Source organism: Methylobacterium terrae (genome assembly GCF_003173755.1).
Taxonomy (GTDB): domain Bacteria; phylum Pseudomonadota; class Alphaproteobacteria; order Rhizobiales; family Beijerinckiaceae; genus Methylobacterium; species Methylobacterium terrae.
Window position 1 is genome coordinate 2,251,221 of record NZ_CP029553.1, and the last position, 22,421, is coordinate 2,273,641.

General features: G+C 71.8%; 22 protein-coding genes. 11 read left to right on the forward strand and 11 right to left on the reverse strand.

Going from position 1 to position 22,421, the window contains the following annotated elements; translation table 11 throughout:
* Positions 1-73 precede the first annotated feature (73 nt).
* The 5 genes from DK419_RS10085 to DK419_RS10105 form a co-directional block, all read right to left on the reverse strand.
* Positions 74-757, reverse strand: a complete 684-nt coding sequence (locus DK419_RS10085) for a response regulator transcription factor (RefSeq protein WP_109958964.1) — start codon at positions 755-757, stop codon at positions 74-76.
* Between the two features lie 442 nt (positions 758-1,199).
* Entirely contained in the window at positions 1,200-1,907 is a 708-nt protein-coding gene (locus DK419_RS10090) for a glutathione S-transferase (RefSeq protein ID WP_109958965.1), read from the reverse strand.
* A gap of 79 nt (positions 1,908-1,986) precedes the next feature.
* A complete protein-coding gene (locus DK419_RS10095; protein WP_109958966.1) occupies positions 1,987-2,703 on the reverse strand; it encodes a YidB family protein in 717 nt (238 codons plus the stop codon).
* Positions 2,704-2,762: 59 nt separating this feature from the next.
* On the reverse strand, positions 2,763-3,071 hold the full coding sequence (locus DK419_RS10100) for a hypothetical protein (RefSeq protein ID WP_109958967.1): 309 nt from the start codon (positions 3,069-3,071) through the stop codon (positions 2,763-2,765).
* A gap of 285 nt (positions 3,072-3,356) precedes the next feature.
* Positions 3,357-3,620, reverse strand: a complete 264-nt coding sequence (locus tag DK419_RS10105) for a hypothetical protein (RefSeq protein WP_109958968.1) — start codon at positions 3,618-3,620, stop codon at positions 3,357-3,359.
* Between the two features lie 324 nt (positions 3,621-3,944).
* On the opposite strand from DK419_RS10105, the gene DK419_RS10110 reads away from it, so the two are divergent.
* The 4 genes from DK419_RS10110 to DK419_RS10125 all read left to right on the forward strand — a co-directional run bounded on the left by DK419_RS10110 (position 3,945) and on the right by DK419_RS10125 (position 7,020).
* Positions 3,945-4,340 (forward strand): VOC family protein, encoded by a 396-nt coding sequence (locus DK419_RS10110; protein ID WP_109958969.1) that lies wholly within the window; start codon positions 3,945-3,947, stop codon positions 4,338-4,340.
* A gap of 92 nt (positions 4,341-4,432) precedes the next feature.
* A complete protein-coding gene (locus tag DK419_RS10115) occupies positions 4,433-4,981 on the forward strand; it encodes a Twin-arginine translocation pathway signal (RefSeq protein WP_109958970.1) in 549 nt (182 codons plus the stop codon).
* 90 nt (positions 4,982-5,071) lie between these two features.
* Positions 5,072-6,640, forward strand: a complete 1,569-nt coding sequence (locus DK419_RS10120; protein WP_109958971.1) for a GMC family oxidoreductase — start codon at positions 5,072-5,074, stop codon at positions 6,638-6,640.
* Positions 6,640-7,020 (forward strand): hypothetical protein, encoded by a 381-nt coding sequence (locus tag DK419_RS10125; RefSeq protein ID WP_109958972.1) that lies wholly within the window; start codon positions 6,640-6,642, stop codon positions 7,018-7,020. Before DK419_RS10120 ends, DK419_RS10125 begins: the two co-directional genes overlap by 1 nt.
* Positions 7,021-7,206: 186 nt before the next feature.
* Here the strand turns inward: DK419_RS10125 and DK419_RS10130 are convergent, their stop codons facing one another.
* Positions 7,207-7,557, reverse strand: coding sequence for a hypothetical protein (locus tag DK419_RS10130; RefSeq protein WP_425352646.1), 351 nt, complete (start codon positions 7,555-7,557; stop codon positions 7,207-7,209).
* Positions 7,554-7,676 (reverse strand): hypothetical protein, encoded by a 123-nt coding sequence (locus DK419_RS29800; protein WP_280953932.1) that lies wholly within the window; start codon positions 7,674-7,676, stop codon positions 7,554-7,556. The genes DK419_RS10130 and DK419_RS29800 overlap by 4 nt, the downstream gene beginning before the upstream one ends.
* Before the next feature lie 231 nt (positions 7,677-7,907).
* On the opposite strand from DK419_RS29800, the gene DK419_RS10135 reads away from it, so the two are divergent.
* Positions 7,908-8,177 (forward strand): DUF3297 family protein, encoded by a 270-nt coding sequence (locus tag DK419_RS10135; RefSeq protein ID WP_109958973.1) that lies wholly within the window; start codon positions 7,908-7,910, stop codon positions 8,175-8,177.
* Here the strand turns inward: DK419_RS10135 and DK419_RS10140 are convergent.
* Positions 8,164-8,679, reverse strand: a complete 516-nt coding sequence (locus tag DK419_RS10140; protein ID WP_425352647.1) for a VOC family protein — start codon at positions 8,677-8,679, stop codon at positions 8,164-8,166. The genes DK419_RS10135 and DK419_RS10140 overlap by 14 nt on opposite strands.
* A gap of 119 nt (positions 8,680-8,798) precedes the next feature.
* On the opposite strand from DK419_RS10140, the gene DK419_RS10145 reads away from it, so the two are divergent.
* The 4 genes from DK419_RS10145 (at position 8,799) to lexA (ending at position 14,700) form a co-directional block, all read left to right on the forward strand.
* A complete protein-coding gene (locus DK419_RS10145) occupies positions 8,799-9,842 on the forward strand; it encodes a LysR family transcriptional regulator (protein ID WP_109958974.1) in 1,044 nt (347 codons plus the stop codon).
* Entirely contained in the window at positions 9,839-10,891 is a 1,053-nt protein-coding gene (locus DK419_RS10150; protein WP_109958975.1) for a PAS domain-containing protein, read from the forward strand. The genes DK419_RS10145 and DK419_RS10150 overlap by 4 nt, the downstream gene beginning before the upstream one ends.
* Positions 10,892-10,989: 98 nt before the next feature.
* Entirely contained in the window at positions 10,990-13,800 is a 2,811-nt protein-coding gene (gene uvrB / locus DK419_RS10155; RefSeq protein WP_109958976.1) for an excinuclease ABC subunit UvrB, read from the forward strand.
* Between the two features lie 162 nt (positions 13,801-13,962).
* On the forward strand, positions 13,963-14,700 hold the full coding sequence (gene lexA / locus DK419_RS10160; RefSeq protein WP_109958977.1) for a transcriptional repressor LexA: 738 nt from the start codon (positions 13,963-13,965) through the stop codon (positions 14,698-14,700).
* A gap of 64 nt (positions 14,701-14,764) precedes the next feature.
* On the opposite strand, the gene DK419_RS10165 is transcribed toward lexA, so the two are convergent.
* From DK419_RS10165 to DK419_RS10175, 3 genes are read right to left on the reverse strand one after another with little or no spacing between them, the layout of a single operon-like run.
* Positions 14,765-16,120: an NCS2 family permease gene (locus DK419_RS10165; RefSeq protein ID WP_109958978.1), complete on the reverse strand. Its 1,356-nt coding sequence runs from the start codon at positions 16,118-16,120 to the stop codon at positions 14,765-14,767.
* On the reverse strand, positions 16,111-18,873 hold the full coding sequence (locus tag DK419_RS10170; protein ID WP_109958979.1) for a molybdopterin-dependent oxidoreductase: 2,763 nt from the start codon (positions 18,871-18,873) through the stop codon (positions 16,111-16,113). Before DK419_RS10170 ends, DK419_RS10165 begins: the two co-directional genes overlap by 10 nt.
* Positions 18,870-19,694, reverse strand: a complete 825-nt coding sequence (locus DK419_RS10175; RefSeq protein WP_109958980.1) for an FAD binding domain-containing protein — start codon at positions 19,692-19,694, stop codon at positions 18,870-18,872. Before DK419_RS10175 ends, DK419_RS10170 begins: the two co-directional genes overlap by 4 nt.
* A gap of 480 nt (positions 19,695-20,174) precedes the next feature.
* On the opposite strand from DK419_RS10175, the gene DK419_RS10180 reads away from it, so the two are divergent.
* Complete coding sequence (locus tag DK419_RS10180) at positions 20,175-20,960, forward strand: hypothetical protein (RefSeq protein ID WP_109958981.1); 786 nt, start codon at positions 20,175-20,177, stop codon at positions 20,958-20,960.
* A gap of 25 nt (positions 20,961-20,985) precedes the next feature.
* A complete protein-coding gene (locus DK419_RS10185) occupies positions 20,986-22,101 on the forward strand; it encodes a DMT family transporter (protein WP_109958982.1) in 1,116 nt (371 codons plus the stop codon).
* Positions 22,102-22,421: the final 320 nt, after the last annotated feature.

Sequence of the window (22,421 nt, forward strand, 5' to 3'; positions counted from 1 at the left end):
CGCCGACGCGAGAAAGCCCCGGGCGGTGGACCGCCCGGGGCTTTCTTTCGTCTCGACCGGTCGGGGCGGGAACTCAGCCGACGAAGGTGTAGCCGGCCAGGCGCTTGGCCTCGATCGGGTCGTAGCCGAGGCGCATCCGCAGCTTCTTGCGCAGCTTGCTGATGTGGCCCTCGACCACGCTCTCGTCGACCGCCGTGTCGAGGTCGCCGTAGACCGCCTTGAAGATCTGGCCCTTGGTCACCGGCCGGCCGCGGTTGCGGGCAAGGTAGTCCAGGATGTCGCGCTCGCGCCGGGGCAGGAGCAGGCTCTGGCCGTCGATCTCGGGGTCGCGCCCGTCGGCGTGGACGGTGAGGCGCCCGCTGCGGTCGGGCGTGCTCGCGGGCTTGACCTCGCTGCGGTTGGTCCGGCGGCGGATCGCACCGGCCCGGGCGATGATCTCCCGCACGTGGACCGGCTTGCGCACCACGTCGTCGATGCCGGCGGTGAACAGGGCGAGGGTCTGCTCGAGGGAGCGGGTCTCGTTGAGGGCGATGATCGGCGCGCCCGACAGGCTGCGCAGCAGCCCGGTGAAGGCGGTGCGGTCGGCGCAGTCGCCGATCACGAAGCCCTGGATCGCCGCGAGATCCTGGGCCGGCGTCGTGTCGATCCAGGTCTGGACGTCCCGCACGTCCAGCCCCCGGGCCGCCACGCCTTCCGAATCGAAGCCCTCAACGTACTGAGCGGCCACGCTTTCCCGCTCGTCGACGACGATGTACACGCCAGCCCCCAAAGATTCTTGCAGAGATTTTTGGACGAGTTTCTTGGTTCCGCCGCCGGTCACGGCAGCGGGTCTGCTTATTTTCTGTATTTCAGAGAGGTGCCGGGACTTCGCGGTGGACTCGCGACATCTTTCGGCGCGCACGGTGAGGTGCGAGGTGGTGAACGATTTGTTAAAACGACTTTCGCGCCGAAATGGTTAATTTTTCGTTAACCGTGAGCCAAAGCTGTCCGTTTGCGGACACAGCCTGTGGCGCAGCGGCAACGCGTGAACCGCGAAACGCCGTTAGATCAATGGTTTGGCGGAACCGATCGCGGGCGATCGATCTGTTGCGGCCGAGCGACAGGTCGGCGCGCGCCGACGGCCTCCGCGCAACTGCATCTTCAAATTGTGTTCGCTCGAAAATGCACGCAAAAGCGCGGTCCCGCCGCGAGGCGCCGCCCTACCCGTCGAGCTCCGGGTAGCGCCGGAAGATCCCGTCCTCGTCGAAGGGGATGCGCCGCTCGCTCGCCAGGTAGGCGTTGATGCGCGGCCGGGCCGCCACGAGGCGATGCAGGGCGACGACCTTCGGGGTGGCGGCGAGCGCCCGCTCGGTCGCGAGCGGAAAGGCGTAGGCCAGGCCCTCGACGAGCTGGAACAGCGAGAGGTCGGCGTAGCTGAGGCGGTCGCCGACGAGGTGGCGCGGACCGGCAGGGTTCGTCGCCAGCACCCGTTCGAGCCAGCCGAGGAATTTCGGGATCCGGTTCTCGCGAAAATCCCGCGCCCGGCGGGCCGCCTCGGGCCTCTGCTCCTCGTAGTAGAGGCCGGAGGCGATCGGGTGGTGGCTGTCATGGGCCTCGGCCACCGCGTCCGCGATGGTGAGCTGGATCTGGTGGGTCCAGATCCGGTCGGCCTCGCTCTCGGCCACGAGGCCGAGGCGCGGCCCGAGATGGAGCAGGATCGCCGCGGTCTGGCCGATCACCAGGTCGCCGTCGCGCAGGTAGGGCGGCGCGAAGGGCGGGTGGGGCGGCCGGTCGAGGCCCGCCATCATTCCGTCGATGCCGTCCTCCCGGGCGACGTCGACGTAGTCGGCCCCGGCCTCCTCGAGGGCGAGGCGGACGAACTCGCCCCGTCCCTGGATCGCCGGCCAGTAATGGAGCTCGTAGGCCATCGGCGCGAAACCCCTGCTCGCGAAAGTCCTGCTCGCGACGCCGTCGCCCGGAAGAGAGGTCCGGGCGCCGGCGAAAGGCTCACCAGCCCCGCGTCTCGTCTCGGTTCGGGCGCCGCCCCTGCGGCGTCAGGCCGTCGATCACGCCGGGCAGAACCTGGGCGAGTTGGGCCAGCAGGTCGTCGCGGCCCAGGCCCGTCTGATGGCTGAGGGTGTCGATCGTGTCGGGCCCGAGGGCCTGGGCGAGCTGCTGCGGCTGGATCGGCCGGTTGTGGCCCGGGCCGATCCAGGATTCGATCAGCTCGCCGAGGCCGCCCTGGCGGAAGCGATCGATCAGGTGGTCGAGGCCGCCGCCGCCCGCGTCGTCGGGCTGCTCCCGGTCGAGGCGGGAATAGGGGCCGGCGCCCTGGTCGAACGGGTTCTGCGCCCCGCCGTCGCCGGGGGAGGGGGGCATGGTCCCGCCGCCGGGCCCGTCGAGCATGCCGGCGAGGTCGGAATACGGGTTGTCCGGATCCTCGCCGCGCCGGGAGCGGGGCGCCTCGTCGCGGGGATCGGGCGTGCCGTAGCCGTGCGGATCGGGGGCGTAGCCGTCCTCCGGCCCGCCCTGGGGCACCGGCCGGCGGCCGCCGCCGAAGATGTCGCCGAAGCCGCCGTTCATCGCCTTGGCGGCGAGCAGCATCAGCAGCGCCTTGACGAGGGGCGACATCGCGCCGGAGCCCCCTTGACCGCCCTCTCGGCGGCCCCCGCCCCCGAGGACGTTGCCGAGCACGGAACCGATGACCTGATCGAGCAGACCCATGGGGCGCCTCCCGTCGCGCGTGTGACGCCTGTTAACCGCGTGGCCCGGAAGCGGTTGCCTCAGCGGCGGTCGCCGGCCCCGTCGCCGCCGCCGGTGGCGCGGCGGTCCTTGGCGTCGAGTTGCTCGAGCGGGTTGGTGCGCGCGCGCGCGCCGCCGCTCAGGCCGGTATCGCCGGGCATCACCTTGGTGTCGGGCTTGATCGCCTGCGGCGGCGCGACGCCGGGGCTGGTGCCGCGCGCCTCGTCCGGCACGTCGGCCTGGGTCGGCTGGTCGCGGCGATCCGAGATCGCGAGGGCGGGCGCGGTGACGGCGGCCAGGACTAGGGCGGCGGGCAGGGTAGCGAGAACGAGGCGGGCGAGGGGGGCCATGGCGGTCTCCGACGAGTGTTGCTGCGGAGCAAATCGGCGGAAGCTCTGCGGTTCCGGCGCGTCTGCGACCGCGTCCACGACGGGAGAGGGACCGCCCGGGGGCGGTCCCTCTGGGTCGTTACAATCCCATCAGGGCGTTGGCGGTGCCGAACACCGTCATGGCGAGACCGCCGGCCAGGACACCGATCATGCCGTAGGACACGGCGCGCAGAAGTTTCATGTCGCTCATCGTCGAGATCTTCCGTATCGAAATCGTCACTTCAGGTTCGTCAGGATCTGCACCGGTCAGCAGCGGTGGCCGCCGGAGGTCTGTCCGTACTGCTTGACCGGGAAGTTCTGCTGGTTGGCGTTGCCTTCCGAGGCCGAGCTCATCGGGCAGGCGCCGTAGAACGGCACGCTGGTGTTGGCGGAGCCGATCGACCCTGTGGTCTCGACGTCGCGGGGAGAGAACGGGGCGGCGGAGGAGGTCGCGCTGAATGCCATGGCGGACGAGATCGGAGCGGCGCCAAGGACAATCGCGGTGACGACGGCGGCGATGCGGGTCTTCATCTGGTATTCAGGCTCCGTTGCGCTGTGCAGGCCGGGGTCGATGGCCTGCCTCTGTTGCGATGATCGGAATATAGGCGGCCGCGAACCGCCGCGATGTGCCCCCGCGCACGCGGCGGCGCGGAACAAGGATCGGTGCCGGGCCGTGGGCCGGACCTGCGCGCGCGGCCGTTTCGCTGCGTGAGGGGGGCGCGCGCCGCGGGCGCATCGGGGCGGGCGTCACATCCCGCTACCACCCGGGCCGCTTCCCTGGAGCTAGTCTAAGCGGCGACACCCGGGCGGCCGCGAGGCGCGGCGCCCCCGCACGCAACGAGGTTTCCGCTGCCGATGGCCAAGCCCGTCCACTCGATGATCCGCGTCCTCGACGAGGAGCGCTCCCGCGCCTACTACGCCCGCGCCTTCGGCCTGGAACTCGCCGAGCGCATCGGCTTCGACGGTTTCGCGCTCGTCTACCTGCGTCACCCCTCCTCGCCGTTCGAGCTGGAGCTGACGGTCAATTTCGACCGCACCGAGCCCTACGACCTCGGCAACGGCTACGGCCACCTCGCGGTGGTGGTCGACGACGTCGATGCCGAGCACGCCCGCTTCACCGAGGCGGGCCTGCCGGCGACCCCGGTCAAGGACTTCCAGCACCAGGGCAAGACGCTCGCCCGCTTCTTCTTCGCCACCGATCCGGACGGCTACAAGATCGAGGTGATCCAGAAGGGCGGCCGCTTCGGCTGACGCATCCCGGCCGGCCGGGAAGCGCGCGCAGACGCGCCCCGTGCCGGCGGCACGACGACCCCGACAAGAACCATGACCCGAGGAGACACCCGATGAGAGAAGTCGATCCGCGCACGCGGTTCAGCCGCCGCGGCTTCCTGCAGAGCGCCGCCGTCGCCGCGCCCGCCGCCGCCCTCGCCACCGGCGCCGGGCTCCCGATCTCCGAGGCGTGGGCCGAGAACGGGGCCGCCCTGGCGCCGGCCGAACTGAAGACCCTGGTGAAGATGGCGCGGGACATCTACCCGCACGACTTCCTCGGCGACGTCTACTACATCACGGCGATCAAGCCCTGGGACGGCAAGGCCGCCGCGGACCCCGCGGTGAAGACGCTGCTGACGCAAGGGGTGCGCCGCCTCGACGAGGATGCGCAGGCCCGCCACAAGGTCGCCTACGCGCAGATCGGCTGGGAGGCCGACCGCGTCGCCGTGCTCGAGGGCATCAGCCACACCGACTTCTTCAAGAAGATCCGCTCCGACCTTGTCGTCTCGCTCTACAACCAGCCGGAGCTGTGGCCGAAATTCGGCTACGAGGGCCCGTCGGCCGACAAGGGCGGCTACATCAACCGCGGCTTCAACGACATCGACTGGCTGCCGAAGGTCTGACCGGCCGCGCACGCCCGCAATATCGACCGTCAACACAAGAACAATCAATGAACAGCCGCGCCGGCCCGGCCGCGCGGACCGGAGGAAACCATGGCCACATTCGACCTGAACGACGACGGCCTCGTCGTCATCGTCGGCTCCGGCGCCGGCGGCGGCACGCTCGGCACGGAGCTCGCGCTCAAGGGCATCAAGACCGTCATCCTCGAGGCGGGCGCCCGCCACAACATGGAGGATTTCGTCAACGACGAGTGGGCGAGCTTCGCCCAGCTCGCCTGGACCGACATGCGCACCACCTCGGGCTCGTGGCGGGTGGCGCGGGACTTCCCCAACCTGCCGGCCTGGATCGTCAAGGCGGTGGGCGGCTCGACGGTGCACTGGGCCGGCGCCTCGTTGCGCTTCGAGGAGCACGAGTTCCGCATCCGCGACCATTACGGCGCGATTCCCGGCGCCAACCTCCTCGACTGGCCGCTCACCCGGGCCGAGCTCGACCCCTGGTACGAGAAGGCCGAGGACCGGATGGGCGTGACCCGCACCAACGGCATCCCGGGCCTGCCGGGCAACAACAACTTCAAGGTGATGGAGGCCGGCGCCCGCCGCGTCGGCTACAAGGAGGTCCATACCGGCCGCATGGCGATCAACAGCCAGGAGCGCCACGACCGCGGCGCGTGCCAGCAGATCGGCTTCTGCTTCCAGGGCTGCAAGTCCGGCGCGAAGTGGTCGACGCTGATCGCCGAGATCCCCCGCGGCGAGGAGAGCGGCAACCTGGAAGTCCGCCCGAACTGCATGGCCTTGCGCATCGAGCACGACGCGTCGGGCAAGGTGACGGGCGTGGTCTACGCCGATGAGACCGGCAAGCTCCAGCGCCAGAAGGCCCGCATCGTCGCGGTGGCCGGCAACTCGATCGAGAGCCCGCGGCTGCTCCTCAACAGCGCGTCCTCGCTGTTCCCCGACGGGCTCGCCAACTCGTCGGGCCAGGTCGGCCGCAACTACCTGCGCCACATGACCGGCAGCGTCTACGGCGTGTTCGAGAAGTCGGTGCACATGTATCGCGGCACCACCATGGCGGGCATCATCCGCGACGAGGCCCATCACGACCCCAAGCGCGGCTTTTCCGGCGGCTACGAGATGGAGACGGTGTCGCTCGGCGTGCCCTTCATGGCCGCCTTCCTCAATCCCGGCGCCTGGGGCCGGTCCTTCACCAGCGCCATGGAGCAGTATCCGCGCATGGCCGGGATGTGGCTCGTCGGCGAGGACCTGCCGCAGGAGACGAACCGCATCACCCTCGACCCCACCGTCAAGGACAAGCACGGCATGCCGGTGGCGAGCGTGCACTACGACGACCACCCCAACGACATCGCGATGCGCAACCATGCCTACCAGCGGGGCGCGGCGATCTACGAGGCGGTCGGCGCCACCGTCACCTACCCGGTCACGCCCTATCCGAGCACCCACAACATGGGCACCAACCGGATGAGCGCGAAGCCGCGGGACGGCGTGCTGAACAAGTTCGGCCAGACCCACGACGTCAAGAACCTGTTCGTCTCCGACGGCAGCCAGTTCACCAGTGGTGCGGCCTGCAACCCGACCCTGACCATCGTGGCGCTGGCGCTCCGCCAGGCCGACCACATCGCGGGCGCGATGCAGCGGCGGGACATCTGATGCGCACGGCAATCCTGATCCTGCTCGCGGCTCTCGCCCTCCCGGCCGCACCGGCACTCGCCCAAGGACCGCCTGCCCAGGGCTCGCCGACGCCGCCCGCGCCCTCGCGCCAGCCCGGCGGGGCCGCGGCCTATCCCGACAGCCCGGGCGGCCAGCCCTCGGCCGAGCGCGGCGGCCGCCCGGTCGCCACCGACCACGCCGCCTGCCCGAGCCCCGGCCCGTGCCCGGCGGCGCCGGGCCCCTCGGGGGCGGCGGATGCGAGCCGGACGCCGACGCCGAGCAGCTCGGTCGGCCAGGCCGGCCCGGTGCCGAGCACCGCCTATCCGGACGCCCCCGGCGGTTTGCCGGCGAGCCGGCCGGACGGCACGGCGCCGCGGTGAGCTTCCGGAACCGTCCGTCCGACGCCCTTGTAGTCATCCCGGGTGCCGCTGCGCGGCCTCGGGATGACGCGTGGCGTTCGAACCGCATCGGCGTCGTATCCTTGCGCGCTGCTTCGTCGTCTCCATCGAGGACCTGAGAACGGGGTCGCGAGCGAGACCGGAGGAGCCTCCGGCCGACCGCAGCCGTCACGCCCGCCCCTGCACCGGCAGGTCGGCGAGCATCGGCCTCGGCCGCTCGATGAGCGCCGCCGCCAGCATCGCCTCGAGCCGGATCAGGTCCTCGTCGGGCTCGGGGGTCCAGCCGCAGCCGCAGCGCGGCGCCGGGCCGTGCAGGGAGGCGATCTGGCGGTAGAGCGTGCCGACCGTGCGGGCGGCGGCCTCGAGCGCGGCCATCGGCGGCAGCGGGCCGCGCTCCAGGGCGTCCCAGAAAGCCAGCGTCAGGGCCCGCTCCAGGGCGTCCTGGCCCTGCGCCTCGGCCTCCGCCCGCAGGCGCTCGCGCCGGTGCAGGGTCGCCGCGTTCGTCTTCATCGTGGTCATCGCGCGCCCTCCGCCTCGCTGAACAGGCCGACCAGCCGCTCCCAGGACAGGCCGACCGGGGGCCATCCCTCGCGGATCAGCCCGGCATAGCCGTGAATCAGGATTAGCGCTCGCGCCATCGCGGCCTCCATCTCGGGTCGTGCCGGGGATCGGCCCGCCCTCCATGCAGCACGATGTCGTCATTCGCAAGATCATCGCGAAATATTGGAGGACTTCTATTTTAGATACTGCAATCTATATTGAGATCTGAGTTATGAAAATTCCAAGGTGCGGCGCAGGCCGGAGGCGGATTGGCAGCGGCGCCGGGAGCGGCTACCTGGGGCGCCGATTCATGCCCGGAGGCTTGCCCGATGACCGACACCCCGCCCGACCGCCTCAGCACCGACCCGCGCAGCCCCTTCCACGACGCCGCCCTGCTCGAGCGCGGTGTCGGCGTGCGCTTCAAGGGCGTCGAGAAGACCAACGTCGAGGAGTACTGCGTCAGCGAGGGCTGGGTGCGCCTCGCCGCCGGCAACGCCAAGGACCGCTTCGGCAACCCGATGACCGTGAAGCTGAAGGGCCCGGTCGAGCCGTATTTCCGCACCCCGGACGCGGCGCCCGAGGCGCCTACGGCCGAGTAGCGGCCGCCCGCAGCGACGCGAGGTCGAGGCGGCGGGTCACCATCCTGAGGCCGCCCGCCTCGTCCCGCGGCCACTCGTCCTCCGGCCGGTCCCGGTACAGTTCCACTCCGTTGCGGTCGGGATCGTCGAGGTAGAGCGCCTCGCTGACGCCGTGGTCGCTCGCCCCGGTGAGCGGGATGCCGGCGGCCTCGAGGCGCGCGAGCGCGTCCGCGAGGGCCGCCCGGGTCGGGTAGAGGATCGCCACGTGGTAGAGCCCGGTATGGCCGGGCGGGGGCGGGGTGCCGCCGGCGCTGTCCCAGGTGTTGAGCCCGATATGGTGGTGGTAGCCGCCGGCCGACACGAAGGCCGCCTGGGTGCCGTAGCGCTGCATCAGCGCGAAGCCGAGCACCCCGCAATAGAAGCCGAGCGCCCGGTCGAGGTCGGCCACCCGCAGGTGGACGTGGCCGATGCGGGTGCGGGGGTCGACCGGCGCGGTCATGGTCGCGGTGTTGGTCTCCTGCATGGTCTTCTGCTCGTCTCGTCCCCTGAGTCCGGCGGTCTGCGCAGACTGCACCGTTTGAGAATGTCCGGAAATCCGGCATCTCGTAGCATCACCTCACACGCTCGGAGTGAGATCGCGTCGTGCCCGACCGGCTGACCGGAATGCAGATCTTCGTGCGCGTCGCCGCCGCCGGCAGCCTGTCGGCCGCCGCGCGGGCGCTCGGCCTGTCGCAGAGCGGCGTCACCAAGCACGTCGCCGCCCTGGAGGACCGGCTCGGTGCGCGGCTCCTGCACCGCACCACCCGCCGCCTGACGCTGACCGAGGCCGGCCGGCGCTACCTCGAGGCCTGCGAGCGCATCCTCGCCGAGATCGACGAGGCCGAGGCGGCGGCCGGGGCCGAGGCGGAGGAGCCCCGCGGCACCCTGCGGCTCAACGTGCCGGTCTCGTTCGGGGTGCTGCACGTCGCCCCGGCGCTGGCCGAGTTCGGCCGGGCCCACCCGGCGCTCACCGTCGAGCTCGGCCTCAACGACCGCCCGGTCGACCTGATCGAGGAGGGCTGGGACCTGGCGCTCAGGATCGGCCACCTGCGGGATTCGAGCCTGGTCGCGCGGGCGCTCGCGCCGTGCCGGATGCGGGTCTGCGCCGCGCCGGCCTATCTCGCGGCGCGGGGCCGGCCGCGCCGCCCGGAGGATCTCGGCCAGCACAATTGCCTCGGCTACACCCTGGCGAGCAGCGACGGCTGGCGGTTCGAGGGCGTCACCGTGCCGGTCGAGGGATCGCTGCGGGCCTCGAACGGCGCCGCCCTGGCGGCGGCGGCCGAAGCCGGGCTCGGGGTGATCTACCAGCCGACCTTCCTGGTTGCCGACGCCCTGCGCCGGGGCAGCCTGGTGGCGCTCGACCTCGGGGGCATCCCGTCGCTGCCGATCCACGCGGTGATGCCCTCGCGACGCCGCCCGCCGGCCAAGGTCCGGGCGCTGGTCGAGTTCGTGGCGCGCCGCTTCGCCGACCCGCCCTGGGACCGCGACCTGCCGGCCCCGCTCGCGGCCGAGGACCCGCTGCCCGGGGAGCCCCGCGGCCAGGAGACTCGCGGCCAGGAGACGCGCGACCAGGAGACTCGCACCCGGGAACCGCGCACCTGCGAGCCGCCGGCCCGTCCGCGCGCGGAACCCGCGAGGCCGTCGTGAACCGGCATGTCCCCCCGTTCGCCGAGCCCTGCTTCGGCGGCTCCTTCCCGGACCGCGACTTCCTGCGCCTCATCGAGGCGCACGGCCTGACCGGCAGCTGGACCTGGACCTTCGCCACCGACGAGCAGGCCTGGTCGCCGGGCCTCTACCGGCTCCTCGGCTTCGAGCCGGGGGCCGTGCGGGCGGATTACGGCCTGTTTCTCAGCCTGGTCCATCCCGACGACCGGCCGCTCATCGTGGCCAATGTCCAGGTGATGCGGGACGGGCTGTTCAACGACCACACCGTCCGGGTGATCCGGCCGGACGGAACGATGCGGGTGCTGGCCTGCCGCGGTACCGCCTACGTCACCCCGGAGGGCCGGCCGCGGGCGGTGGCCGGAGTGGTGCTGGACGTGACCGACGCCGAGCGCCTGGCCGGCCTGCACCGGGAGGAGCAGCGGCGGCGGTGGGCCCTGTTCGAGCAGGCCCAGGCCTGGACGCACGCCTCGCCCTGCGGCACGCCGATGCGCATCGCCTCGCGGGAGCTCCTGAGCCTCACCGGCCTGTCGCAGCAGGATTTCCACGACGACTGGACCCGGATCCTGGTGCCGGAGGAGCGCGCGTGCGTCCTCGACCGGCTCCGGGGGCTGCTCGCCGCCGGGCGGCCCTTCGTGGTCGAGCAGCACCTGGCCCTCGAGGGCGGCGAGAGGGGCCGGTTCCGGGGCGTGTTCGTCCCCGTGCGCGACGCCGCGGGACGGATCGAGACCTGGGCCAGCCTGAATTCCCGGGTCGACGGGATCCGGCCGGTCCCGACCGGGCCGGCGCGGCGCAGCCTGGAGCAGGCGGTGGAGGGCGCCCATCTGCGCGCCGCCCGCGGCCTGCTCGACTGGTCGATGGCCGATCTCGCCGCCGCCAGCGGCCTCTCGCTCTCGACCATCCGGCGCCTGGAGGAGGAGGGCGAGGGGCAGGCGGCCCGCAGCCGCCACGCGGCGGTCACGGCCCTGCGCCGGGCCGGCATCGGCTTCGTGCTCGTCGAGGGCAACGCCCTCGCGGTCGCCCGATTGCGCTGAGCCGAAGGGGCTCCGGGAAGGGTGAAACGGGTTCGTCGCGCAGAGATGCGATGACACGCGCCCTTTCCGGCCCCGGCGGTGCTTGCCATATCAGGTCCATGCCCGCCCCGAAGAAGCCCCGCCTGTCGACCGGCAAGGCCTCGAAGCCCGAGCTGAAGCCGCTCGACCCGTTCCTCGCCGAGCTGCTGAACCCGGCGCTGAACCGCGACCGCCTGCCCGTCATCGAGCCGCCTCCGCCGCCCGAGCCGCCGAAGCGCGGCCGCCCGCGCAAGGACGCGGCCGCGGTCAAACCGGACGCCGAGCCGGACGCCAAGAGCGGCGCCAAGAGCAGCGCCAAGAGCGGCGCCAAACCCGTGCGCCGTGCCAAGCGCGGGCCGGATGCGGCCCCGGACGGCTTCGGCGAGGCGCCGCAGGCCGCCTTCGCGCACGGCACGGCGGCCGATGTCGAGCCGGCGCTCGCCCAGGCGCTCGGCCTGCGCGAGCCCGACGGCGAGGCGGTGGAGGAGCGCGGGTCGCTCGCGGCCGAGGGCGTCTCGGCGACGGTCGACGCGCTGACCAAGCTCCTCACCGAGGGCAACCCGCTGTTCAAGAACGGCGAGCTGTGGCGGCCGCACCGCCCGGAGCGGCCGCAGAAATCCGAGGGCGGCGTCCCGTTCCGGCTGAATTCCGAGTTCACCCCGGCCGGCGACCAGCCCCGCGCCATCGCCGAGCTCGTCGCCGGCGTGCAGGGCCAGGAGCGCGACCAGGTCCTGCTCGGCGTCACCGGCTCCGGCAAGACCTTCACCATGGCCAAGGTCATCGAGGAGACCCAGCGCCCGGCCCTGATCCTGGCTCCCAACAAGACCCTGGCGGCCCAGCTCTACGGCGAGTTCAAGAGCTTCTTCCCCGACAACGCCGTCGAGTATTTCGTCTCATACTACGACTACTACCAGCCCGAGGCCTACGTCGCCCGCTCCGACACCTTCATCGAGAAGGAATCGTCGATCAACGAGCAGATCGACCGGATGCGCCACTCCGCCACCCGGGCGCTCCTGGAGCGCGACGACGTCATCATCGTCGCCTCGGTGTCGTGCATCTACGGCATCGGCTCGGTCGAGACCTACACGGCGATGTCGTTCACGGTCAGCCTCGGCGAGAAGATCGAGCAGCGCCAGCTCGTCGCCGATCTCGTGGCGCTGCAATACAAGCGCATCCAGTCCGACTTCGCCCGCGGCACCTTCCGGGTGCGCGGCGACGTGATCGAGCTGTGGCCGGCCCACCTGGAGGATCGCGGCTGGCGCATCGGCCTGTTCGGCGACGAGATCGAGTCGATCTCCGAGTTCGACCCGCTCACCGGCAAGACGATCAACACGCTCAAGTTCGTCAAGGTCTACGCCAACAGCCACTACGTGACCCCGCGCCCGACCCTCCAGCAGGCGGTCAAGGGCATCAAGGACGAGCTGAAGTGGCGGGTCGAGGAGCTGACCCGGATGGGCCGCTTGATCGAGGCCCAGCGCCTGGAGCAGCGCTGCACCTTCGACCTCGAGATGATCGAGGCGACGGGGGCCTGCAACGGCATCGAGAACTATTCGCGGTATCTGACCGGCCGCAAGCCCGGCGAGCCGCCGCCCACCCTGTTCGAGTACCTGCCCGACAACGCCCTCGTCTTCACCGACGAGAGCCACGTCACGGTCTCGCAGATCGGCGGCATGTACCGGGGCGACTTCCGCCGCAAGGCGACGCTCGCCGAGTACGGCTTCCGGTTGCCCTCCTGCCTCGACAACCGCCCGTTGCGGTTCGAGGAATGGGACGCGATGCGCCCGCAATCGATCCACGTCTCGGCGACGCCGGCGAAGTGGGAGCTGGAGCAGACCGGCGGCGTCTTCGCCGAGCAGGTCATCCGCCCGACCGGCCTCGTCGATCCGGTCATCGAGGTGCGACCGGCGAGATCCCAGGTCGACGACCTCCTCGGCGAGGTGAAGGAGGTGGCCGCCGCGGGCTACCGGACGCTGGTGACGACGCTCACCAAGCGCATGGCCGAGGACCTGACCGAGTACCTGCACGAGAACGGCGTGCGGGTCCGCTACATGCACTCCGACATCGATACCCTGGAGCGCATCGAGATCATCCGCGACCTGCGCCTCGGCGCCTTCGACGTGCTGATCGGCATCAACCTCCTGCGCGAGGGCCTCGACATCCCGGAATGCGCCCTCGTCGGCATCCTGGACGCCGACAAGGAAGGATTCCTGCGCTCCGAGACCTCGCTGATCCAGACCATCGGGCGGGCCGCCCGCAACGCCGAGGCGCGCTGCATCCTCTACGCCGACCACGTCACCGGCTCGATGGAGCGGGCGATGGCGGAGACCGAGCGCCGGCGCAAGAAGCAGCTCGCCTACAACGAGGAGCACGGCATCACGCCCCAGAGCGTGAAGCGCAACATCTCGGACATCCTGGAGAGCGTCTACGAGCGCGACCACGTCCAGGTCGATACGGGGCTCGCCAAGTCCGCTGTCACGGTCGGCCACAACCTCAAGGCGGTGATGGCCGACCTCGAGAAGCGGATGCGGGCGGCGGCGGCCGACCTCGACTTCGAGGAGGCGGCGCGCCTGCGCGACGAGCTCAAGCGCCTCCAGGCGACCGAGCTCGCCATCGCCGACGACCCGATGGCCGAGCAGGCCGACGTCGAGCGCGAGGCCGGCCGCTTCGGCGCCAAGCGCAAGCGGCGCGGCCCCGAGCCGCTCGGCTACGGCCCCGGCGGCAAGGGCACCTCCGACGAGGGCACCCGCATCCGCGAGCCCGACCTCGACGAGATGGGCCCGGGCACCGACCGCGAGGTGCCGTTCTCCTACGCCGAGCGCCCGACCGGCCGCTCGACGCAGGGGTTTCCGGGCCAGCGGCCGAAATACAAGGGGCGCAAGGGGCGGGGCTGACGCCCCGTCCCGCCCGAATAGGCTCGATCTCTCCTCTCTGCCGGGGGCCGTTGCTGTGCTCTCGCGCGGATTTCGCCGACCCGCTTGCGGAACACTTGCGGAACGCTTACCATGTTCGCGATTTGTTTCCGGAGCGCGCCAGCGCGGGGATGAGAGTGTCACATGCTCACGCGTAAGCAGTTGGACCTGCTCCGCTTCATTCAGCAGAGAATGCGCGAGACGGGCGTGCCCCCGTCCTTCGACGAGATGAAGGACGCCCTCGACCTCAAGTCGAAATCGGGCATCCACCGCCTGATCACGGCGCTCGAGGAGCGCGGCTTCCTGCGCCGCCTGCCGAACCGGGCCCGGGCGATCGAGGTGATCCGCCTGCCCGACACGGTGACGGGGCCGGCGCAGGCCGCGCCGAGCGCCGAGGTGGTACGGTTCAACCCCAGCGTGGTCGAGGGCGGTCGCGCCCACGAGCCGAAGCGGCCCGCCGGCATCCCCGCGATGGCGACGGCATCGGACGAGAACGGCCAGTCGGTCAGCGTGCCGGTGATGGGCCGGATCGCCGCCGGTACGCCGATCTCGGCGATCCAGAGCCAGAGCCGCACGGTGGCGATGTCGCCGGACTTCCTCGCCAGCGGCGAGCACTACGCCCTGGAGGTGCGCGGCGACTCGATGATCGAGGCCGGCATCCTCGACGGCGACCTCGTGGTGATCCGCCGCCAGGAGACCGCCAATACCGGCGACATCATCGTGGCGCTGATCGACGACGAGGAGGCAACCCTCAAGCGCCTGCGCCGCCGCGGCTCGTCGATCGCGCTCGAAGCCGCCAACCCGGCCTACGAGACCCGCGTGCTCGGGCCCGACCGGGTGCGGATCCAGGGCCGGCTGGTGAGCCTGGTCCGGAAGTACTGAGGCGGGTCGAGAGGCGACGCCCGAACCCTCCCCCGCAGAGGGGAGGGTTCGGGCGGTGCGCCCTTCAATGCGCGCTGCCCGTCGCCACGAACTTGAACAGGAACACGCCTGCGATCACCCACACCACCGGCTTCACCTCCCGGAACCGCCCGGTGAGCAGCTTGATCACCGCGTAGGTGATGAAGCCGAAGGCGACGCCGTTGGCGATCGAGTAGGTGAAGGGCATCAGGAGCGCCGTGACGCAGGCCGGCAGCACCTCGGTCAGGTCGTCCCAGTCGAGGTCGACCAGCTCGTGCAGCATCAGGCAGGCGACGTAGAACAGGGCCGGGGCCGTGGCGTAGGCCGGGACCGAGCCGGCGAGCGGCGCGAAGAACAGGCAGGCGAGGAAGAGAACCGCCACCGTGGCGGCGGTGAGCCCGGTGCGGCCGCCCTCCTCGACGCCGGACGCGCTCTCGAGATACGCCGTGGTGCTCGAGGTGCCGAGCAGCGAGCCGACGAAGATCGACGAGGAATCGGCCATCAGGGCCTTGTCGAGGCGCTCCATCTTGCCTTGCGTGAGCAGCCCCGCCCGGTTGGCCACGCCCATCAGCGTGCCGGTGGCGTCGAACAACTCGACGAGGAAGAATACCAGGATCACGTTGAGGAGCCCGCCCGACAGGGCGCCGGTGATGTCGAGGGCGAACAGGGTCGGGGCGATCGAGGGCGGCAGCGAGGCGACGCCCTGGAAGTTGTTGTCGGCGACGACGAAGCTGAGGGCCGTGACGGTCAGGATGCCGGCCAGCAGCGCGCCGCGCACCTTGCGCACCGAGAGCACCGCGACGATCAGGAAGCCCAGCACCGCCAGCACCGCGCTCGGCTTGTGCAGGTCGCCGAGGGTGACGAAGGTCGCCGGGCTCGCCGCCACCACGCCGGCGCTCTTCAGCGCGATGATGGCGAGGAAGAGCCCGATGCCGACCGTGATGGCGATGCGCATCGATCGCGGGATGCCCTCGACGATGATCCGGCGCAGGCCGGTCAGCGTGACGGCCATGAAGAGGAGGCCGGAGATGAACACCGCGCCGAGCGCCGCCTGCCAGGTGTAGCCCATCTGGAGCACCACCACGTAGGCGAAGTAGGCGTTGAGCCCCATGCCCGGCGCCAGCGTGATCGGGTAGTTGGCGTAGAACGCCATCACCAGCGAGCCGATCGCCGCGACGAGGCAGGTCGCGACGAACACCGCGCCCTTCGGCATCCCGGCATCGCCCAGGATGTTGGGGTTGACGAAGATGATGTAGGCCATCGTCAGGAAGGTGGTCAGCCCGGCGAGCAGCTCCGTGCGCACGGTCGTGCCGTGGGCCGAGAGCGCGAAGGTGCGCTCCAGGACTCCTCCTCCGGAAGAACCATTCGGCCGGGTCAGGCCGTCGTCGCGCTTCAGGTCCATCGCTCCTCCTCGCCGCTGCTGATGGCGTCGCTGATCTGTCGGTAGATCCGGTCGGGCGCGAAGGGCGTCGCGGTCAGCCGCGCGCCGGTCGCGTCCCGGATTGCATTCCCCAGGGCCGCCGCCACGGGGTTGAACGGGCTCTCGCTCATCGACTTGGCGCCGAGCGGACCGATCCCGTCATGGGTGTCGGCGAAGATCACCTCGGTGCGGGGCACGTCGGCGATGGCCGGGATGTGGTAGGTGCGGAAGGACGGGGTCGCGACCCGGCCCTCGGCATCGATCGCCAGGTCCTCGAAGAGCGCGGCGCCGAGCGCCTGGGCGACGCCGCCCTCGATCTGGCCGCGGCACTGGACCGGGTTCATCACCCGCCCGGCATCGGCGGCGTGGACGCTCCTGAGGATCCTGACCTCGCCGGTCCCCGGCCGCACCGCGACCTGGAAGCCCTGGACGTTGAACGCCACCGAGCGCGGGCTGCCGTCGGCCCGGCCGAGGGCCTCCGCAGGGGCGAGGTCGGCGAGGGGGATCCGCGCCTCGCCCGCGACCACCGCATCCCCCTCGAGGCGGCAGGCGGCGGGGTCGGTCCCGAGGCGGGCGGCGGCGCGCTGCTTCAGCGTCGCGGCCAGGGACCCGGCGGCCCGCAACGTCGCCTGGCCCGCCACCACGATGCCGGTGCTGCCATAGGCGCCGGTATCGTGCGCCACCGCGTCGGTGTCGCCCTGGCGCAGGGCGATCCGGTCCGGCGTGGTGCCCAAGATCTCCGCGGCGATCTGGCCGTGCACCGTCGAGGTGCCGTTGCCGAACTCGACCGTGCCGACGCTCACGGTGTAGCGCCCGTCCTCCCGGAGCGCGATCCGGGCCTCGGCGAAGTGGCCGCGGGGCGGGATGGTGTCGATCATGGCGAGCGCCATGCCCGAGCCCGTGCGCCAGCCCGGCGGGCCCGCGGGGGGCGGCTCCGCGAGCGCCGCCGCGACCGCGTCGAGGCATTGATCGAGGCCGTAGCTGCCGTACCGGACGTCGTGCGGCTCCAGGCTCGTCGAGACCATCGGGTCGCCGGGCCGCACCGCGTTGCGGCGGCGCAGCTCGAACGGATCGAGCCCCAGGGCGCGGGCGAGCTCGTCCATGGCGGATTCGACCGCGAAGATGGTCTGGCTCAGGCCGTAGCCGCGAAACGCCCCCGCCGGCACGGTGTGGGTGTGGACGGCGGTGCCGTCGACGCGCTTGTTCGGGCAGCGATAGACCGCGATCACCTCGTTGCAGCCGTGATGCAGCACGCCGCCGGCATGGTTGCCGTAGGCGCCGGTATTCGAGAGCACCTCGAGGGCGATGGCCGTCAGCGTGCCGTCGGCGCGGGCGCCGAGGCGCACCCGCACCCGCATCGGGTGGCGGGTGGTGGCGGCGGTGAACTGCTCGGCGCGGGTCGTCTCGAAGCGCACCGGCCGGCCGGTGGCGAGGACGGCGAGCGCCACCAGGTCCTCGGTCAGCATCTCCTGCTTGCCGCCGAAGCCGCCGCCGACCCGGCCGCACGCGACCCGGACCTGATCACGGGGGAGATCGAACAGGGCGCAGAGGGCGTCGCGGGTGAGGAACGGCACCTGGGTGCTCGAGCGGATCACGAGCCGCCCGTCCGGGTCGCGCCAGCCAAGCGCCGCGTGGGTCTCGAGATGCGCGTGCTGGATCCGCTGCGAGCGGTAGGTGCCCTCGTGTACCACGTCCGCGGCGGCGAGGCCGACCGCGACGTCGCCGATCTCGCCGTGGGCCTCGGCGGCGAGGTTGGGGTGGGGGTGGAGCGGCGGCGCGTCCTCGCCGGTCGGCCGCGCGCCGTGCACCAGGGGCGCGTCGGGGGCGAGGGCCTGCTCGGGGTCGAGGCAGGCCGGCAGCACCTCGTACGCGACGACCAGCGCCCGGCACCCGGCCTCCGCCGCCGCCTCGCTCTCGGCGACCACCGCGGCGACGCGCTGGCCGACGAAGCGCAGGACCGGGTCGAGCACCCACGTGTCGGCGGCGTCGTCGGCCGGGTTCTCGTGCCGGCCGGTCGAGAACAGCCGGTCCGGCGCATCCGCGTGGGTGAGCACCCGCACCACGCCCGGCAGGGCGAGGGCCGCCGCGGCATCGATGCGCCGCACCCGGGCGTGCGCGTGCGGCGAGCGCAGCACCTTCAGGTGCAGGGCATCGGGCATGTCCAGGTCGAGGGTGTAGCGCGTCCGGCCGCTGACGATCGCCGCGCTGGCCGGGGCCGGCGGGCTGTGCGCGCAGGTCGAGGCCTCTCGCGGCGCGTCGACGGCGGCGATGCCTTCTCGCCCTTCGGCGATGCTCGCGATCGCGTCCGCGATCGACCGGTAGCCGGTGCAGCGGCAGAGGTTGCCCTTGAGCGCGGCCGGCAGGTCGCGGGCCTGGCCCTGGTCGAGGACGGCCGCGGTCATCACCATCCCGGGGGTGCAGAAGCCGCACTGGAACCCCTGCGCGGCGACGAAGGCGGCCTGCACCGGGTGCAGCCGCTCCGGCACGCCGTCGCCGGGCGCGCAAGGGCCGGCCAGGCCCTCGACCGTGGTGATCGTTCGCCCCGCCGCCCGGAAGGCCGGCACCAGGCAGGCATGCAGCGGCTCGCCGTCGAGATGGACCGTGCAGGCGCCGCAATCGCCCGCGTCGCAGCCCTTCTTGACGCCGAACCAGCCGAGTTCGCGCAGCAGCGTGCGCAGGCACTGGCCGGGGCGAGGCGCGACCTCGTGGGCGTGGCCGTTGACGGTGAGCCTCATGCGACCCCTCCCGCGATCTCGGCCCGGGCCTCCTCGGCGATGAGCCCGGTGACGTGGCGGCGCCAGTCCGGCGCGCCGTGGACGTCGTCGTACCAGAGCCCGTCCGGGATCGCCGCGGCGAGCGCCGCTGCGAGCTCGTCCGCCCCCGGCACGCCCCGAAGGTCGATCCGCACCGGGCGCCGGGTCGCGGCGGTCACCGTCAGGGCGAAGGCGCCCGACGGGTCGAGGGTGGCGATCACCAGGGCGCCGGAGCGGCCGTTGGGGCTCAAGGACAGGCGCCGGAAGGCGGTGCGCCGCCGCAGCGCCGCGGCCGGCAGGACGATCTCGCGCAGGATCTCGCCGGGCGCGAGCGCGGTCGCCTGCGGCCCGCGCACCAGGTCGCGGACCGGCAGGCGCCGCTCGCCGCCCGCGGGCGTCCAGATCAGGCCGGTCCCGTCGAGGGCGACCGCGAGGGCGATCATCGGGCCGGCGGGGAGGGCCAGGCAGAGATTGCCGCCGACCGTCGCGGCGTTCCAGACCTTGAACGAGCCGAGCAGCGCCCGGCAGCACCGCCCGATCAGCGGCGCCGCCGCGAAGGCGGCCGGCAGGTCGAGCCGGTCGAGGGCCGCGATGGTGCAGGTCGCGGCGATCCGGAGGCCCTCCGGCGCCAGCGCGTGCGGCTCCCAGCCGAGGGAGGGCAGGTCGATCAGCCGACCGATCCCGTCCTGCGGCTCGGAGTAGAGCCAGGTCCCGCCGGCGAGCCAGGCGTCGCCCGGTCGCCAGGCCGGCAGCGCGGCCCGGGCGCGGGGCACCACCACCTCCGTGATGCTGGTGAGGTCCATGACCCTCCCTCGTGCGGCCCCGGGATCGGGGCCGTGCGGCCCTCGGGTCGGGGCCGTGCCGCCCCGGGATGAGGCGGCCGCCAGCTTAAGGCAAGATCGCGTCCAGCGCGGCGGCAATCGTCGAGCCGGGCGGGGCGGCGACGCGGAATCGACCGCGGCGCCCGCCCGCCGCCGCGACGTTGAGCCGGCAAAAATGCAACTCTGCGCAGCCGTTAACTATTTGTTAGCAATTCGATTGACTTTAGCAAGTCGTTAACCCACTTATCGCGCATCCCGGACGATGAACAGGTCGCCGACATGCCCACTCTAGAAAAGTCTACTACCGGATATACGTTCGCGAGCGAGACGGGGGTGAAGGACATGCAGACGACGTATCCCAGCGGAACGGACCGTTCCGAGGGCGCGAGCCGGGCGATCAACTTGGAACTAACACGGAAAAAAGTCCTGAAGGCGAAGCCTGCCGCGAAGTTCAATCCAGAGTTGATTATCAAATCCTTCAATACCTGGGCGTTCAAGCGCGAGCAGCCGGGCAACGCCGAGCGGCTGGTGCCGATGGTCGAGGCGGCGGCCCGGGCCGGGCGCCCGCTCGAGTTCGTGCTGTACTGGGGCAAGGGCCCGCGCTCGGAGATCGCCCCGCCGGACCTCGCCTGCCTCGATTACCTCGGCCAGCTCGCCGAGCGGGTGCGCCAGGCCTACGCGCCGGGTGCGATCTTCCGCCTGATCTTCACCGACACCCACGCGTCGCTGAACGGGCATCCGGCCGAGGTGGTGAATGCCTATTTCGGCGCCATCGATGCCGCGGCGCAGGCCCGCGGATTCACCAGCACCCGGCTCAGCGACGTCGTCGCCTTCGCCCGCGAGATCGGCGCGGACACGGCCGGGGAGGAGCCCTCGGGCGAGGTCCTGGCGAGCCTGATCGCCTGCGCGGCCAAATGGTACCGCGGCGAGGGCTCCACCGAGCAGGGCGCCCTCGACTACCACCGCATGAACATGATCGAGAAGCGCGCCGTCGCGGCGGCCTTCCCGGAGGCGGTGTTCGTCACCTTCAACGGCAGCGAGTTCCGCGACCTGTTCCCGGCCACGATGCCGATCTTCTACATGTACTCCCTGCGCCGCGGCGTCGGGGTGAAGCCCTGGTTCATGGATGCCGAGTTCGCGGCCGCCAAGCTCTCGGATGACAAGTCCGAGGGCACCAAGGCCCGGGATGGCGACTCCTCGGGCGCCGAATCCACGGACGTGCACCCGGCCGAGCAGCCGGTCTCCTGACGCCACCTCCGCCGGAGACCGCCCCATGACGAGCGCTGCCGTTTCTCAGGCCGCCGGCCCGAAGCCGGCGGAGGCCGCCCGCCCCGCCGACAACGTCCCCCTGGGCATCGCGCTGATGATCGGCGCGACCGTGCTCCTGACCCTGTCGAACGCGTTCTCGAAGCACCTCGTCGCGCATTATCCGGTCGGCGAGGTGATGTTCCTGCGCTCCTCGATCGCCTTCGGGCTGGTCTGCGCCTTCATGCTGCCGGCGACGGGACTCGGGGTGTTCCGCACGAAGAAGCCCGGGGCCCACGTCGCCCGGGGCCTGTCGCAGGCGATCTCGCAGACGCTGACGGTGCTGGCGCTCGGGCTGATGCCGCTCGCCGGGGTGACGGCGATCGGCTTCTCGGCGCCGCTCTTCGCCGCCGTGGTGGCGATCCTCTGGCACAAGGAGGCCTCCGACCCGGTGCGCTGGGGCGTGCTGGTGGTGGGCTTCGTCGGCGTGCTGGTGGTGACCAATCCGGGCGCCGACTCGCTCCAGGTCGGGGCCTTGTTCGCGCTGGGCAACGCCGTGATGTACGGCACCGTCACGGTGGCGGTGCGCGGCATGGCCAAGACCGAGAAGGCCGGCACCCTGCTGATCTGGCAGATGGCCGTCATGGCGGCGGCGCATTCGGTGCTGCTGGTGTTCGGCTTCCGGCTGCCGAGCCTGCCCGACGCCGCCCTGTTCGGGCTGCTCGGGGCCTCGAATGTCGGCGCGCAGTATCTCTGGACCCGGGCGCTCGCCTCGGCGCCGGCCACCGCGGTCTCTCCGTTCTACTACCTGATGCTGGTCTGGGGCATGGGCCTCGGCTACCTCGCCTTCGGCGAGGTTCCGAACCTGCACCTCGTGATCGGCGGCGTGATCGTGGTCGCGGCCGGGGCGCTGCTCCTCTGGCACGAGACCTGGACGCGCCGGCGCAAGAGCGCGCCGCACGTCGAGGCGAACCAGGTCCAGGCGAACCAGGTCCAGGCGAACCAGGTCCAGGCGAACCAGGTTCAGGCGTCGTCTCGGGTCGACGCGCCCCGGCTCAACGTCCCCCCGCGGCTGTCCCGTCCGGCCGTCCTGCGGATGCACCGGCCCGAAACGATCGTTCTCGCCCGGGATTACGCGGGTTGAGCGTGGTTCGGTGGTCGCGCACGTGACCTCGCTTCACCCCTTCACCTGTCCAGGGTGGGGGGTGAACGCGATCTCGAGCAGGGAGCGGGCTGCCGGCAAACCTCCGTACCCGGCGCCTTGCCGGGGATCGAGGCCGGGGATCGAGGCCGGGGAGCCGATCGGAGCCGGATCGCCCTTGTCCGAACCCGAGAGGGCAGGGCGCGATCATCCGCCCTTCCGCCTCCGGGGGGATGAGGTCGCGGGTGCGATTTGGCCCCCATCCACCCCGAGCGTCGAACAGGCGCCGAGCCGCCCCGCGGGATGGGCGGACCTCCGTTCCC

Coding starts and splice junctions, on each gene's coding strand:
- DK419_RS10090 (WP_109958965.1), bottom strand. CDS start 1,907: ATGGCCTACGAGCTCCATTACTGGCCGGCGATCCAGGGACGGGGCGAG.
- DK419_RS10095 (WP_109958966.1), bottom strand. CDS start 2,703: ATGGGTCTGCTCGATCAGGTCATCGGTTCCGTGCTCGGCAACGTCCTC.
- DK419_RS10100 (WP_109958967.1), bottom strand. CDS start 3,071: ATGGCCCCCCTCGCCCGCCTCGTTCTCGCTACCCTGCCCGCCGCCCTA.
- DK419_RS10105 (WP_109958968.1), bottom strand. CDS start 3,620: ATGAAGACCCGCATCGCCGCCGTCGTCACCGCGATTGTCCTTGGCGCC.
- DK419_RS10110 (WP_109958969.1), top strand. CDS start 3,945: ATGGCCAAGCCCGTCCACTCGATGATCCGCGTCCTCGACGAGGAGCGC.
- DK419_RS10115 (WP_109958970.1), top strand. CDS start 4,433: ATGAGAGAAGTCGATCCGCGCACGCGGTTCAGCCGCCGCGGCTTCCTG.
- DK419_RS10120 (WP_109958971.1), top strand. CDS start 5,072: ATGGCCACATTCGACCTGAACGACGACGGCCTCGTCGTCATCGTCGGC.
- DK419_RS10125 (WP_109958972.1), top strand. CDS start 6,640: ATGCGCACGGCAATCCTGATCCTGCTCGCGGCTCTCGCCCTCCCGGCC.
- DK419_RS10130 (WP_425352646.1), bottom strand. CDS start 7,557: ATGACCACGATGAAGACGAACGCGGCGACCCTGCACCGGCGCGAGCGC.
- DK419_RS29800 (WP_280953932.1), bottom strand. CDS start 7,676: ATGGCGCGAGCGCTAATCCTGATTCACGGCTATGCCGGGCTGATCCGC.
- DK419_RS10135 (WP_109958973.1), top strand. CDS start 7,908: ATGACCGACACCCCGCCCGACCGCCTCAGCACCGACCCGCGCAGCCCC.
- DK419_RS10140 (WP_425352647.1), bottom strand. CDS start 8,679: ATGCAGGAGACCAACACCGCGACCATGACCGCGCCGGTCGACCCCCGC.
- uvrB (WP_109958976.1), top strand. CDS start 10,990: ATGCCCGCCCCGAAGAAGCCCCGCCTGTCGACCGGCAAGGCCTCGAAG.
- lexA (WP_109958977.1), top strand. CDS start 13,963: ATGCTCACGCGTAAGCAGTTGGACCTGCTCCGCTTCATTCAGCAGAGA.
- DK419_RS10165 (WP_109958978.1), bottom strand. CDS start 16,120: ATGGACCTGAAGCGCGACGACGGCCTGACCCGGCCGAATGGTTCTTCC.
- DK419_RS10170 (WP_109958979.1), bottom strand. CDS start 18,873: ATGAGGCTCACCGTCAACGGCCACGCCCACGAGGTCGCGCCTCGCCCC.
- DK419_RS10175 (WP_109958980.1), bottom strand. CDS start 19,694: ATGGACCTCACCAGCATCACGGAGGTGGTGGTGCCCCGCGCCCGGGCC.
- DK419_RS10185 (WP_109958982.1), top strand. CDS start 20,986: ATGACGAGCGCTGCCGTTTCTCAGGCCGCCGGCCCGAAGCCGGCGGAG.